At 65.4% G+C, this 14,255-nt stretch carries 10 protein-coding genes; all 10 read left to right on the top strand.

The features are described from left to right. Positions 1-61: 61 nt before the first annotated feature. The 10 genes from ACT531_RS01975 (at position 62) to ACT531_RS01930 (ending at position 14,187) form a co-directional block, all read left to right on the top strand. Entirely contained in the window at positions 62-2,017 is a 1,956-nt protein-coding gene (locus tag ACT531_RS01975) for a type IV pili methyl-accepting chemotaxis transducer N-terminal domain-containing protein (protein WP_476016308.1), read from the top strand. Further along, complete coding sequence (locus ACT531_RS01970) at positions 2,014-2,736, top strand: response regulator (RefSeq protein WP_476016307.1); 723 nt, start codon at positions 2,014-2,016, stop codon at positions 2,734-2,736. Before ACT531_RS01975 ends, ACT531_RS01970 begins: the two co-directional genes overlap by 4 nt. A 186-nt stretch (positions 2,737-2,922) precedes the next feature. Next, positions 2,923-4,215, top strand: coding sequence for an MFS transporter (locus ACT531_RS01965; protein ID WP_476016306.1), 1,293 nt, complete (start codon positions 2,923-2,925; stop codon positions 4,213-4,215). A 21-nt stretch (positions 4,216-4,236) separates the two neighbouring features. Then, positions 4,237-5,646 carry a NarK family nitrate/nitrite MFS transporter gene (locus ACT531_RS01960; RefSeq protein ID WP_476016305.1) on the top strand — a complete coding sequence of 470 codons (1,410 nt, stop codon included), beginning with the start codon at positions 4,237-4,239 and terminating at the stop codon, positions 5,644-5,646. 34 nt (positions 5,647-5,680) lie between these two features. Next, positions 5,681-9,484, top strand: coding sequence for a nitrate reductase subunit alpha (locus ACT531_RS01955; protein ID WP_476016304.1), 3,804 nt, complete (start codon positions 5,681-5,683; stop codon positions 9,482-9,484). Positions 9,485-9,501: 17 nt separating this feature from the next. Beyond that, positions 9,502-11,025, top strand: a complete 1,524-nt coding sequence (gene narH / locus ACT531_RS01950; protein ID WP_476016303.1) for a nitrate reductase subunit beta — start codon at positions 9,502-9,504, stop codon at positions 11,023-11,025. Between the two features lie 22 nt (positions 11,026-11,047). Beyond that, positions 11,048-11,749, top strand: a complete 702-nt coding sequence (gene narJ, locus ACT531_RS01945) for a nitrate reductase molybdenum cofactor assembly chaperone (RefSeq protein ID WP_060984781.1) — start codon at positions 11,048-11,050, stop codon at positions 11,747-11,749. Next, positions 11,746-12,480: a respiratory nitrate reductase subunit gamma gene (gene narI, locus ACT531_RS01940; protein WP_476016302.1), complete on the top strand. Its 735-nt coding sequence runs from the start codon at positions 11,746-11,748 to the stop codon at positions 12,478-12,480. The genes narJ and narI overlap by 4 nt, the downstream gene beginning before the upstream one ends. A 27-nt stretch (positions 12,481-12,507) precedes the next feature. Then, a complete protein-coding gene (locus ACT531_RS01935; protein ID WP_476016301.1) occupies positions 12,508-13,449 on the top strand; it encodes a peptidylprolyl isomerase in 942 nt (313 codons plus the stop codon). Positions 13,450-13,509: 60 nt separating this feature from the next. After that, positions 13,510-14,187, top strand: a complete 678-nt coding sequence (locus ACT531_RS01930) for a carbonic anhydrase (RefSeq protein WP_108626385.1) — start codon at positions 13,510-13,512, stop codon at positions 14,185-14,187. Positions 14,188-14,255 lie beyond the last annotated feature (68 nt).

Genomic DNA, 14,255 nt, shown 5'->3' with positions numbered 1-14,255 from the left:
TAGCGGGCGCGCACTTGACGCAGGTCAAGAACCGCACAAAACCCCTTGCCTACACTGCGCCATGCGCTCGCGGCCCACCCTTTCCACCAAGCTCCTGGCCATGGGCGCCGGATTTCTGCTAGTGGCCCTGGCTTCCATCGGGCTCACCTTGTGGGTGACCTGGAAGCTGGAAGGCGGCGCGGCGGCCGTCAACGAGGCGGGCCGCCTGCGCATGAACATGCTGCGCATGGTGCTGGTGCTGCAGACCGAACCTCCCGAGGCCGTGCAGGAGCGCGCGCGCCAGTTCGACGCCAGCCTGGCGTTGCTGCGCACGGGCGATCCGTCGCGCCCTCTGTTTGTGCCGTGGAGCGACGAGACGCGCACGCGGTTCGACGGCATCCGCGCCCGCTGGGCCGAGGCCCGCACCGGGTGGGTCAGCGCCTTGCCCCCCGACCGTGCCCGGAACCTGGCCGAGGCCGATGCCTTTGTGCAGCAGGTGGACGGCTTTGTGGATGCCATCGAAATCCAGATCGCAGGCTGGACCGCCGCGCTGCACCTGTTCCAACTGTTCATGATGGCGCTGGCCATCGTGGCGGCCGTCACTTTCATGGCCGTGAGCTACCTGCTGGTCATCAACCCCGTGGCGCGCCTTCAGCAGGCCCAGGCCCGGCTGCGCCAGGGCGAGCTGAGCACGCGCCTGCCGGTGGACACAGACGATGAGTTCGGCCAGCTCTCGGCCGGCTTCAACCTGATGGCGCACGCGCTGCAGGCCTCGCACGACGAGCTGGAGCACAAGGTGCGCGAAAAGACCGCCAGCATCGCCGTACAGAACCAGCGGCTGGCAGCGTTGTACGAGGTCAGTGCGCTGGCCAGCACCGCCAGCAGCCTGGAGCTGCTGGCCCAGGGGTTTGTGCAGCAGATCCGTCGCGTGGCGGGGGCCGATGCCGCCGCCGTGCGCTGGTCCAACGAGGCGAATGAGCGCTACGTGCTGCTGGCCGGCGATGGCCTGCCCGTGGCCATGGCCGAGGGCGAGCATTGCCTGCACACCGGCAGCTGCCTGTGCGGCCAGCCGCAGGAGCAGGCGCGCACCCGGGTCATCCCCATCACGCCATCGACTGAGGTCGCCTTGCCGCACTGCCGCGATGCAGGGTTTGAAACCATGGTCACCATCCCCGTCAAGATGCAGATGCGCATGCTGGGCGAGGTCAACCTGTTCTTCCGCTCCCCCGTCGAGATGACTGACGAGCTGCGCGACCTGCTCGAAGCCATGACCCGCCACCTGGCCAGCGCCATGGAGGGCCTGCGTGCCACCGCGCTGGAGCGCGAGGCGGCCGTGGCCGAGGAGCGCGGCCTGCTCGCGCGCGAGCTGCACGACTCCATCGCCCAGTCGCTGGCCTTCCTCAAGATCCAGACCCAGCTGCTGCGCGACGCCGTGGCGCGCGGCGACGAGGCCAAGCGCGACCGCAGCATCGGCGAGCTGGATGTGGGCGTGCGCGAGTGCTATTCGGATGTGCGCGAACTGCTGGTGCACTTTCGCACCCGCACCAGCGAGGAAGACATTGAATCGGCGCTGCGCGCCACCTTGTCCAAGTTCGAGCACCAGACCGGCATGGTCACCACGCTGGGCATGGTGGGCCATGGCCTGCCACTGGCGCAGGACGTGCAGATCCAGGTGCTGCACATGGTGCAGGAGGCGCTGTCGAACGTGCGCAAGCACTCGGGCGCCACGCGGGTCGATGTGCTCGTGCACCGCCACCCCCGCTGGCGTTTTGAGGTGCAGGACAACGGCACGGGTTTTGACGTGACCGCCGTGCCGCCCGATTCGCTGCACGTGGGCATGGGCATCATGCGCGAGCGGGCCCAGCGCATTGGCGCCGTGGTCCAGGTGGAGTCCGCGCCAGGGCAGGGCACCCGGGTGTGCATCGAGCTGCCTTCGGTCGTGCCCGCCCAGACCGTGGCCGTTGCGTCTGAGGGGCCATTGGCTCAAGCTGCCTACGCTGCCCAGGCCGACATTCCCCACACCGCCACCACTCCATGACGAACCACGCTGCCTCCGCCACCGCATCCTCTCCCCTGGTCACGCTGCTGGTGGTAGACGATCACACGCTGTTCCGGCGCGGTTTGATCGCGCTGCTGAGCCAGTACGAGGGCCTGTCCGTGGTGGGCGAGGCGGGGGATGCCGCGCAGGCCCTGCGGCTTGCGCCTCAGCTGCGGCCGCAGGTCATCCTGCTCGACAACCACTTGCCCGGCGTGATGGGCGTGGATGCGATCCAGGGGCTGCGCGAGGTGTCGCCCACCTCGCGTGTGCTCATGCTCACCGTGAGCGAGGACGCGCAGGACCTGGCGACCGCGCTGCGTAACGGCGCGCAGGGCTACCTGCTCAAGACCATCGACGGCGAGCTGCTGGCCCAGGCCATTCACCGCGCTGCCCGGGGCGAGCCTGTAGTCAGCCCTGAGCTGATGGGCAAGCTGGTGGCGGCGTTCCAGTCGCAGGGCGCCCCCGAGGCGCCCCCCGCGTCGATGGCACCTGCCGACGCAGCGGCGACTGCCCCCAACGGTTTCACCCCCCTGTCGCCGCGCGAGGAAGACGTGCTGCGCGAGATCGCCCGGGGTGCGAGCAACAAGGAGATCGCCCGCACGCTCGACATCGCCGAGACCACGGTGAAGATCCACGTGCAGCACATCCTGCGCAAGCTGGGCCTCAGCTCGCGCGTGCAGGCAGCGGTGTACGCGTCGGACCGGCAGCGCGCGGAATAGCGCGGGCTCCTGCGCGCGGCGTGCAGGCGCTGCTGCCGTGCAACACATACTCCATAGTTCTTTCGGACGATGCCCTGTACCGGGCGACTAGTCCCTCTGCCGCGCTGCACACCCTCTAGCGAAGGATGTGCAAAAGCCTCTGCGCACGCGACCATTCCTCTCATGCAAAAAGAGAGGAATCGCGCAATGGCCAACGCAACTTTGCCCCCGGGCGACAGCCCGCAGCGCACCCGTCAGGCGTGGTCGGTGCTCATCGTCAGCACCTTCGCCTTCACCGTCTGCTTCATGGTCTGGATGATGTTCGGCGTCATCGGCATCCCCATCAAGAAGATGCTCAACCTGAACTCCACGCAGTTCGGGCTGCTCATGTCCATGCCCGTGCTCACCGGCTCGCTGGTGCGGGTGCCGCTGGGCATCTGGACGGACAAGTTCGGCGGCCGCATCGTGATGGCCGCCGTGATGGCCACCACCGTGCCCGCCATCTGGATGATGGGCTACGCCACCGAGTACTGGCACTTCCTCACCATCGGCCTGTTCGTGGGTTTGGCGGGGGGCTCGTTCTCGGTGGGCACGCCCTACGTGGCCCGTTGGTTCCCCAAGGAGCGCCAGGGCACGGCCATGGGCGTGTACGGCGCGGGCAATTCGGGCGCAGCCGTCAACAAGTTCGTGGCGCCCGTGATCCTGGTGGCCTTCGGCTGGACCATGGTGCCGCAGGTGTACGCCGCCATCATGCTCGGCACGCTGGTGCTGTTCTGGCTTTTCAGCTACAGCGACCCGGCCCACCTGGTGCCCAGCAACGTCAAGTTCACCGACCAGCTCAAGGCGCTCAAGGATCCCAAGGTGCTCAAGTACTGCCAGTACTACAGCATTGTGTTTGGCGGCTACGTGGCGCTGTCGCTGTGGATGGTGCAGTACTACGTGGGCGAATACGGCCTGGACATCCGTGTGGCCGCATTGCTGGCCGCCTGCTTCTCGTTGCCTGGCGGCGTGCTGCGCGCCATCGGCGGCATGTTGAGTGACAAGTACGGCGCCCACAGCGTGACCTGGTGGGTGATGTGGGTGAGCTGGATCTGCCTGTTCCTGCTGAGCTACCCGCAGACCGACTTCACCATCCTCACGGTCAACGGCCCGCAGACCTTCCACATCGGCCTGAATGTGTACCTGTTCACTGGCCTCATGTTCCTGCTGGGCATTTGCTGGGCCTTCGGCAAGGCCAGTGTCTTCAAGTACATCAGCGACGACTACCCCCACAACATCGGCGCCATCAGCGGCATCGTGGGTCTGGCCGGCGGCATGGGCGGCTTCGTCCTGCCCATCCTGTTCGGTGCACTGATGGACCTGACCGGCATCCGTTCCAGCGCTTTCATGCTGATGTATGGCGTGGTGTGGGTTTCGCTCATCTGGATGTACTTCACCGAAGTGCGCAACACCCGTCTCATGGGTTCGCAAAGCGCCGTCGCACAGACGGCCGCCCGCTGATTTTTTCCAAGGACTCTCACCATGTCTGCCACCACCACTAGCGGGCGCCAGGGGCGTCTGCTCACCCTCTGGGCTCCGGAGGACAAATCGTTCTGGGAGCGCGAAGGCGAAGCCATTGCCAAGCTCAACCTCTGGATCTCGGTGCCCGCGCTGTTCCTGGCCTTTGCCATCTGGCAGGTCTGGAGCGTGGTTGCCGTGAGCCTGCCTGGCCTCGGCTTCAAGTATTCGACCAACCAGCTGTTCTGGCTGGCGGCCGCGCCCGCACTGTCGGGCGCCACGCTGCGCATCTTCTACTCCTTCATGGTGCCGCTGGTCGGTGGCCGCCGCTGGACGGCGATCTCCACCGCCTCGCTGCTGATTCCTGCGCTGGGCATCGGCTTTGCGGTGCAGGACAACACCACGGCCTATCCCACCATGCTCATCCTGGCGCTGCTGTGCGGCCTGGGCGGCGGCAACTTCAGCTCCAGCATGGCCAACATCAGCTTCTTCTTTCCGAAGGAGCGCAAGGGGTCGGCGTTGGGTGTGAACGCGGGCCTGGGCAACCTGGGGGTTTCGGTGGTGCAGTTCCTGAGCCCTCTGGTCGTCACGGCCGGTATCTTTGGAGTTTTTGGGGGTGATGCCCAGACCATCGTCAAGAACGGCCAGACTGCACAGGTCTGGACGCAGAACGCCGCTTTCATCTGGGTGCCATGGATTGCGCTGACCGCGCTGGCGGCCTGGTTTGGGATGAACGATATTGCCGACGCGCGCGCTTCGTTCGCTGCGCAGGCCGCCATTTTCAAGCGCAAGCACAACTGGCTGATGTGCGTGCTGTACCTCGGCACCTTCGGCTCGTTCATCGGCTATGCCGCAGGTTTTCCGCTGCTCATCAAGAGCCAGTTTCCCAGCATCAACCCCCTGGCCTACGCCTGGCTGGGACCCCTGGTGGGTGCGATGGTGCGGCCCTTTGGGGGCTGGCTGGCCGACAAGCTCGGCGGTGCCCGCGTCACGCTGTGGAACTTCATCGTGATGGCCATCGCCGTGGTCGGTGTGACGGTGTTCCTGCCATCGGGCGGTAACGAGGGCCAGTTCGCCGGCTTCTTCGTGTGCTTCCTGGTGCTGTTCCTCACCACCGGTATCGGCAACGGCTCCACCTTCCGCATGATCCCCGTGATCTTCCTGACCGAAGCCATGCGCGGTGTGGACCCCCGCAACGCGGCGGCTGTGGCCCAGGCCAACAAGGAAGGCAACACCTTGGGTGCCGCCACGCTGGGCTTTACCGCTGCCATGGCGGCCTACGGCGGGTTCTTCATTCCCAAGAGCTACGGCAGCTCCATCGCGCTGACCGGCAGCCCCCACGCCGCGCTGTGGACGTTCTTCGCCTTCTACCTCGTGTGCATCGTGATCACCTGGTGGCACTACGCGCGCAAGAACGCCGCCATGCCTTGCTGATGACCCCTGAACAGAACAGAACAAGGAGCCCCCGATGAGCCATTTCCTCGATCGCCTTTCGTACTTCTCGCAGCCCCGCGAGACCTTTGCCCAGGGCCATGGCCAGACCAACGGTGAAGACCGCACCTGGGAAGACGCCTACCGCGACCGCTGGGCGCACGACAAGATCGTGCGCAGCACGCACGGCGTGAACTGCACCGGCAGCTGCAGCTGGAAGATCTACGTCAAGGGCGGCATCGTCACCTGGGAAACCCAGCAGACCGACTACCCCCGCACCCGCCCCGACCTGCCCAACCACGAGCCCCGTGGCTGCGCGCGCGGCGCCAGCTACAGCTGGTACCTATACAGCGCCAACCGCGTGAAGTACCCCATGGTGCGCGGCCGCCTGCTCAAGCACTGGCGTGCCGCCATTGCGCTGGCCAAGAGCCCGGTCGATGCCTGGGCCAGCATTGTCGAGAACGATGCCTCGCGCAGCGAATGGCAGAAGCAGCGCGGCCTGGGCGGATTTGTGCGCAGCACCTGGGACGAAGTCAACCAGATGATCGCTGCGGCCAACGTCTACACCATCAAGAAGCACGGACCCGACCGCATCATCGGCTTCTCGCCCATCCCGGCCATGTCCATGATTTCGTACGCAGCCGGTTCGCGCTATCTGAGCCTCATTGGCGGCGTGTGCATGAGCTTCTACGACTGGTACTGCGACCTGCCCCCCAGCAGCCCGCAAACCTGGGGCGAGCAAACCGACGTGCCCGAGTCGGCAGACTGGTACAACAGTTCGTACATCATTGCCTGGGGCTCCAACGTGCCTCAGACGCGCACGCCCGACGCGCACTTCTTGACCGAGGTGCGCTACAAGGGCACCAAGGTCGTGTCCATCACGCCCGACTATTCCGAAGTCGCCAAGCTGGGCGACTTGTGGATGCACCCCAAGCAGGGCACTGATGCCGCCGTGGCCATGGCCATGGGCCATGTGATCCTGAAAGAGTTCTACTTCAAGGACGGCGGCAAGGGCCGCAGCGCCTACTTTGATGACTACGCACGCCGCTACACCGACCTGCCGCTGCTGGTGGTGCTCAAGGAAAAGACGCTGCCCGATGGCCGCACGGTGATGGTGCCCGACCGCTATGTGCGCGCCAGCGACTTCCCCCATCAGCTCGACCAGTCCAACAACCCCGACTGGAAGACCGTGGGCTACGACGAGCTGGGCCAGGTCACGCTGCCCAACGGCTCCATCGGCTTCCGCTGGGGCGCCGACGGCCGCACCGACCAGGGCCTGTGGAACCTGGAAAACAAGGACGCACGCACCGCCAATACCGTCAAGCTCAAGCTGTCGGTGATCGAGGACGGCGCGCAGGCCCATGACGTGGCCGATGTCGCCTTCCCATATTTCGGCGGCGTGGCAACGCCCAACTTCACGGCCAATGAGCAGGGCAGTGACGTGATGGTGCGCCGCGTGCCCGTGTCCCACCTGGAACTGGCCGGGCACGAAGCCCAGGGCCGCGTGATGGTGGCCACGGTGTTCGACCTGCTGGCCGCCAACTACGGCATTGACCGGGGCCTGCCTGGCGAAGAGCAAGGCGTTACCTACGACAGCGACCGCCCCTACACCCCCGCATGGCAAGAGAAGATCACCGGCGTGCCGCGCGACCAGGTCATCACCGTGGCCCGCCAGTTTGCCGACAACGCGCACAAGACCCACGGCAAGTCCATGGTCATCATCGGTGCGGCCATGAACCACTGGTACCACAGTGACATGAACTACCGGGGCATCATCAACATGCTGATGCTGTGCGGCTGCATTGGCCAAAGCGGCGGCGGCTGGGCGCACTATGTGGGACAGGAAAAGCTGCGGCCCCAAACCGGCTGGACGGCCCTGGCTTTTGCGCTGGACTGGATCCGCCCGCCCCGCCAGATGAACAGCACGAGCTTCTTCTACGCCCACACCGACCAGTGGCGCTACGAGAAGCTTGACATGGAAGAAATCCTCTCGCCCCTGGCCGACAAGAAGGCCTACCACGGCGCACAGATCGACTACAACGTTCGCGCCGAACGCATGGGCTGGCTGCCATCGGCACCCCAGCTCAAGACCAGCCCGCTGCAGGTGGCCAAGGACGCCGCTGCGAAGGGCATGGACACCAAGGACTATGTGGTGCAGTCGCTCAAGAACGGCAACCTGCAAATGAGCTGCGAGGACCCGGACCACCCTTCCAACTGGCCGCGCAACATGTTCGTGTGGCGCTCCAACATCCTGGGCTCGTCGGGCAAGGGGCATGAGTACTTCCTCAAGCACTTGCTGGGCACCACCCACGGCGTGCAGGGCAAGGACCTGGGCCAGGACGAAGCCAAGCCCGAGGAAGTGCAGTGGCACGCCAAGGCCCCGGAAGGCAAGCTGGACCTGCTGGTCACGCTGGACTTCCGCATGAGCACGACCTGTTTGTATTCGGACATCGTGTTGCCCACGGCCACCTGGTATGAGAAGAACGACCTCAACACCAGCGACATGCACCCCTTCATCCACCCGCTGTCCACCGCCGTGGACCCTGCCTGGCAGGCCAAGAGCGACTGGGAGATCTACAAGGGTTTCGCCAAGGCCGTGAGCGAGGTCAGCGTGGGCCACCTGGGCGTCGAAAAAGACGTGGTGCTCACACCCATCATGCACGACACGGCGGGCGAAATGGCCCAGCCTTACGGCGTGCGCGACTGGAAGCACGGCGACTGCGATCTCATTCCCGGAAAGACCGCACCGCAGGTCACGGTGGTGGAGCGTGACTACCCCAACCTGTACAAGCGCTTCACGGCCCTGGGCCCGCTGATGGACAAGGTGGGCAACGGCGGCAAGGGCATTGGCTGGAACACGCAAACCGAAGTGGGCCAGCTGGGCGACCTGAACGGCCGCGTGAAGGAAGAGGGCGTGACGCAAGGCATGCCCCGCATCGTGAGCGACATCGACGCCACCGAGGTGGTGATGATGCTCGCGCCTGAAACCAACGGACACGTGGCCTGCAAGGCCTGGGAGGCCCTGGGCAAGCAAACGGGCCGCGACCACGTGCACCTGGCACTGCACCGCGAGGACGAGAAGATCCGCTTCCGCGACATCCAGGCGCAGCCGCGCAAGATCATTAGCTCGCCCACATGGTCGGGCCTGGAGAGCGAAAAGGTCAGCTACAACGCGGGCTACACCAACGTGCACGAGCTGATCCCATGGCGCACCCTCACGGGCCGCCAGCAGTTCTACCAGGACCACCCCTGGATGCGCGACTTCGGCGAAGGCTTTGTGAGCTACCGCCCGCCCGTGCACCTCAAGACGCTGGAAGAAGTCGAAGGCAAGAAGCCCAACGGCCACCGCGAGATCGCGCTGAACTTCATCACGCCGCACCAGAAGTGGGGCATCCACAGCACGTACAGCGACAACCTGATGATGCTCACGCTGAACCGGGGCGGCTCGGTGGTGTGGCTGAGCGAAGACGACGCCAGGAGCGCCGGCATTGTGGACAACGACTGGGTGGAGCTGTTCAACGCCAACGGCGCCATTGCGGCCCGTGCGGTGGTGAGCCAGCGCGTGAACCCCGGCATGGTGATGATGTACCACTCGCAAGAGAAGATCATCAACACCCCCGGCTCCGAGATCACCGGCACACGCGGTGGCATCCACAACTCGGTCACCCGCATCGTGCTCAAGCCCACCCACATGATTGGTGGCTACGCGCAGTACAGCTACGGCTTCAACTACTACGGAACCATCGGCACCAACCGCGACGAGTTCGTGCTGGTGCGCAAGATGGACCGCGTGGATTGGCTTGATGACGAGCCTGCTTCCAGCACCGCAGCCCACGCCTGAAGCCAAGGAGAAACACGATGAAAATTCGCGCACAAATCGGCATGGTGCTGAACCTGGACAAGTGCATCGGTTGCCACACCTGTTCCGTCACCTGCAAGAACGTCTGGACCAGCCGCCCCGGCGTGGAATACGCCTGGTTCAACAATGTCGAAACCAAGCCCGGCATCGGCTACCCCAAGGAATGGGAAAACCAGGACCGCTGGAATGGCGGCTGGGTGCGCAACCCCGACGGCTCCATCGCGCCCCGCCAGGGCGGCAAGTGGAAGCTGCTCATGCGCATCTTCGCCAACCCCAACCTGCCGCAGATCGACGACTACTACGAGCCCTTCACGTTCGACTACGACCACCTGCAGTCGGCGCCTGAAAGCAAGGCAGCCCCCACGGCCCGGCCGCGCAGCCTGATCACGGGCAAGCGCATGGAGAAGATCGAGTGGGGCCCGAACTGGGAAGAAATCCTGGGCGGCGAGTTCAGCAAGCGCAGCCAGGACAAGAACTTCGACGAGGTGCAAAAGGACATCTACGGCCAGTTCGAAAACACCTTCATGATGTACCTGCCGCGCCTGTGTGAGCACTGCCTGAACCCGGCGTGCGTGGCATCGTGCCCCAGTGGCTCGATCTACAAGCGCGAGGAAGACGGCATCGTGCTGATCGACCAGGACAAGTGCCGTGGCTGGCGCATGTGCGTGAGCGGTTGCCCCTACAAGAAGATCTACTACAACTGGCAGTCGGGCAAGGCCGAGAAGTGCATCTTCTGCTACCCCCGCATCGAAGCGGGCCAGCCGACCGTGTGCTCGGAAACCTGTGTGGGCCGCATCCGGTATCTCGGGGTGCTGCTGTACGACGCGGACCGCATCCAGGAAGCCGCCAGCGTGGAGCGCGACCGCGACCTGTACCAGGCGCAGCTCGACATCTTCTTGAACCCGAACGACCCGGATGTCATCAAGCAGGCGCGCATCGACGGCATTCCCGACAGCTGGATGGAAGCCGCCCGCAGCAGCCCCGTCTACAAGATGGCCGTGGACTGGAAGGTGGCCCTGCCGTTGCATCCTGAGTACCGCACGCTGCCCATGGTCTGGTACGTACCGCCCCTGTCGCCCATCACGGCTGCCGCCAACGCGGGCCATGTGGGCGTGAATGGCGAGATTCCGGATGTGTCGCAGCTGCGCATCCCCGTGCAGTACCTGGCCAACCTGCTCACCGCCGGTGACACCGGCCCCGTGGTGCGGGCGCTGGAGCGCATGCTGGCCATGCGCACCTACCAGCGCGACAAGCATGTGGAACAGCGCCAGAACCTGTCGGTGCTCAAGCAGGCGGGCCTGTCGATGGCCGAGGTCGAAGAGATGTACCAGGTGATGGCAATTGCCAATTACGAAGACCGCTTCGTGATTCCATCGGCCCACCGCGAGTACGCCGAGAACGCATTCGACATCCGGGGCGGCTGCGGCTTCTCGTTTGGCAATGGGTGCTCGGACGGCGCGACGGAAGTCAGCATGTTCGGCGGCAAGAAGCCCCGCACGATCCCGATCAAGGCCACGGTCTGATCGCACACAGGAAGGAACCACCATGTTCAAGAAGAACCCGACCTCTGTGCGCCTGACCCTGCGCGCCCTGGGCTACCTGCTGAGTTACCCCGATGCGCAGCTGCGCAGCGTGATGCCGCAGCTCATCGACGCACTCCAGGCCGAGCAGGCCCTCAGCGCCGAGCGTATGGACGAGCTGAAGGCCGTGTGCCAGCACCTCGCCGCGCTGGACCCGCTGGAAGCCGAGGCCCGCTACGTGGACAACTTCGATCGCGGCCGCCAGACCTCGCTGCACCTGTTCGAGCATGTGCACGGCGACTCGCGCGACCGGGGCCCGGCGCTTATCGACCTGCTGCAGACCTACGAAAAGGCCGGCCTGCAGTTTGAGGCCGACGAGCTGCCCGACCACCTGCCGGTGGTGCTGGAGTTTGCCTCCACCCAGCCGCCCGCCGTGGCCAAGGAGTTCCTGGGCGAAATGGCCCACATCCTCAACGCCTTGTTCAGCGCCTTGGTGGCACGCAATAGCCCCTACGCCAGCGTGATCGCTGCGGTGCTCGAAGTCTCAGGCCAGCGCGTGCAGTCGGTGGCGCTCACACCCGAGCCGCCCATGGACGAGGTCTGGGCCGAGCCCGAAGCGTTTGGTGGTTGCAGCACCCAGGGCCAATCCAAGCCTGACCAGCCGCAACCCCTGCATTTTGTCCGTACCCCCCGCGCCGAGCGGGCCCCCGAAGGAGTCTCAGCATGACTACCCCCTGGCTCGATACCCTGATGTTTGGCATCTATCCCTACATCTGCCTGGCCGTATTCTTCATCGGCAGCTGGGCGCGGTTTGACCGTGACCAGTACACTTGGAAGAGCGACTCGTCGCAGCTGTTGCGCACCGGCAGCTTGCGCTGGGGCAGCAACCTGTTCCACGTGGGCGTGCTGTTCCTGTTCTTCGGGCACACCTTTGGCATGCTGACGCCGCACTTTGTGTATGAGCATTTCATCAGCGCGGGCAACAAGCAGCTGATGGCCATGGTGACCGGGGGCATTGCGGGCCTGCTGGCCTTCGTGGGCATCTCCATCCTGCTGCACCGCCGCCTGTCGGACGCGCGCATCCGCGCCACGTCTAAGACCAGCGACATCGTGCTGCTGATCCTGCTCTGGCTGCAGCTGGCACTGGGCCTGGCCACCATTCCGCTGTCGGCGCAGCATCTGGATGGCTCCATGATGATGAAGCTGGCCGAGTGGGGCCAGCGCGTGGTCACCTTCCGCAGCGGTGGTGTGGAGCTGCTGGCTGAGGCGGGCTGGATCTTCAAGGCCCACATGTTCCTGGGCATGAGCATCTTCCTGATCTTCCCGTTCACCCGCCTGGTGCATGTGTGGAGCGGCTTTGGCACGCTGGCCTATGTGCTGCGCCCCTACCAGGTGGTGCGTGCGCGCCGCCTGAACCTGCCCGCTGGCCATCTGCAGTCGCAAGACCGCCGCGCCTGAAATCCACCGACCATCCAGGAGCACACCATGAGCGGATGTGGAACCGGGAGCTGCGGATGCGGCTCCACCGACAGCAGCTTTGCAGCAACCCCTGCCAGCACGCTGACCCCTACGCAGACTGCGGCCTACGAGGCCCTGGTGGCAACGATGTCCGATGCGCCCGTGCAGGCGATGCCCGCGCCTGCAGCAAGCGGGCCAGGGGCCGTGGCTGACATCGCACGCATCAACGGCGTGGCCCTCAACGCCCCGCACGAGTTGCTGGACGAAGAGGCCCTGCGTCAACGCGCCTGCACCGAGCTGCTGCGCCAGGCGGCCCAGCAGGCGGGGTTGCTGTCGGCCGACGATGTGCCGGGCGCCTTGGGTGCTATCAGCACCGAGGCCTCTGACGCCATCGAGCAGTTGCTGGACCGGGAGCTACCGATCCCCGATCCGTCGGAAGAAGCCTGCCGCCGCTACCACGAGGCCCATCCTGCGGCGCACGCCCAGGGCGAGCGCGCGCAATTGCGCCACGTACTCTTTGCCGTGACGCCGGGCGTGGATGTGAAAAAGCTGCGCCTGCGCGCCGAGGCGCTGTTGATCGACTTGCGCTGCGCCGATGATGGGGGTGCGAAGTTTGCCGAAGCCGCTGCCCAGTGGTCCAACTGCCCCAGCGGCCAGCAAGGCGGCGACCTGGGCTGGTTGACCCGCGCCGACTGCGCGCCAGAGTTCGCCCGCGAGGTATTTGGCAGCGCCGAGATCGGTGTGCTGGCACGCTTGGTGCACAGCCGCTTTGGCCTGCATGTGGTGGAAGTGGTAGCGCGTGGAGCGGGGCAACAGCCCGCGTTCGAGGACGCGCGCCAGGCCATTGCGCTCACCCTGCGCCAGCAGGCCTGGGTGAATGCGCTGCGCCAGTACCTGCAACTGCTGGCAGGTGCTGCGGTGGTCGAAGGGGTGGCGCTGGACGCAGCCGAATCGCCGCTGGTGCAGTAATCGCGCCGCACACCCAGTTAGCCCTATTGCTTCATCCCTTCATCGCCTCATTGCCCGCCCATGCCCGACGAGTTGCTGGACCGTTTGCGCCGCTTTCATGACGACGCCTTTCCCCAGTACCGCCAGCAGTTTCAGGCGCTGGTGGACGAGGGGCAGCACCCAACCACCTTGTTCATTGGTTGCTCTGACTCCCGCCTGGTGCCCTACCTGCTGACCGGCGCGGGGCCGGGCGAGCTGTTTCTGGTGCGCAATGTGGGGGCCTTCATCCCGCCCTACGATGGATCGCACGGCCACCATGGCACCACGGCGGCCATCGAATTTGCAGTGCTCAACCTGAAGGTGCGCCGCATCGTGGTGTGCGGCCACAGTCACTGTGGGGCTATCAAGGCGATGTATGGTGAGGTCTCGCCCGAGGCCCCCAACCTCAACCACTGGCTGGACCTGGGGCGCGAGGCCCTGCTGCCCATGCAGCCGGGCCCCGAGGTGTTGCGCCGTACCGAGCAGCGTGCGGTGGTGCTGCAGCTGGAGCGCCTTATGGAGTACCCCATGGTGCGCAGCCGGGTGCAGTCGGGCCAGATCAGCCTGCACGGATGGCACTATGTGATCGAGGATGGCGAGGTGCATGTGTTTGATGTGCAGACCGGCGGGTTCGTGCCCGCCTCGCAGTCGGACCACAGCGGTACCGGCCCCTACCAGCCCTATGTGGAGCATGACGGCCAAGTGCTGGTGGACGAGTGATCGGTCCCTGCTTGCCAGGAGCCGGCATTCGGAGTGGAATGAGCGCTCCTTGACCGAACGCAACCCCG

It is taken from the genome of Acidovorax sp. DMC1 (assembly GCF_056314325.1).
The sequence above is the reverse complement of the archived record's forward strand: the minus strand, read 5'-3'. Positions and strand labels throughout refer to the sequence as shown.

Excerpts from the sequence above, each read along its gene's own strand:
- ACT531_RS01975 (WP_476016308.1), top strand. The coding sequence starts at position 62 with ATGCGCTCGCGGCCCACCCTTTCCACCAAGCTCCTGGCCATGGGCGCC.
- ACT531_RS01970 (WP_476016307.1), top strand. The coding sequence starts at position 2,014 with ATGACGAACCACGCTGCCTCCGCCACCGCATCCTCTCCCCTGGTCACG.
- ACT531_RS01965 (WP_476016306.1), top strand. The coding sequence starts at position 2,923 with ATGGCCAACGCAACTTTGCCCCCGGGCGACAGCCCGCAGCGCACCCGT.
- ACT531_RS01960 (WP_476016305.1), top strand. The coding sequence starts at position 4,237 with ATGTCTGCCACCACCACTAGCGGGCGCCAGGGGCGTCTGCTCACCCTC.
- ACT531_RS01955 (WP_476016304.1), top strand. The coding sequence starts at position 5,681 with ATGAGCCATTTCCTCGATCGCCTTTCGTACTTCTCGCAGCCCCGCGAG.
- narH (WP_476016303.1), top strand. The coding sequence starts at position 9,502 with ATGAAAATTCGCGCACAAATCGGCATGGTGCTGAACCTGGACAAGTGC.
- narJ (WP_060984781.1), top strand. The coding sequence starts at position 11,048 with ATGTTCAAGAAGAACCCGACCTCTGTGCGCCTGACCCTGCGCGCCCTG.
- narI (WP_476016302.1), top strand. The coding sequence starts at position 11,746 with ATGACTACCCCCTGGCTCGATACCCTGATGTTTGGCATCTATCCCTAC.
- ACT531_RS01935 (WP_476016301.1), top strand. The coding sequence starts at position 12,508 with ATGAGCGGATGTGGAACCGGGAGCTGCGGATGCGGCTCCACCGACAGC.
- ACT531_RS01930 (WP_108626385.1), top strand. The coding sequence starts at position 13,510 with ATGCCCGACGAGTTGCTGGACCGTTTGCGCCGCTTTCATGACGACGCC.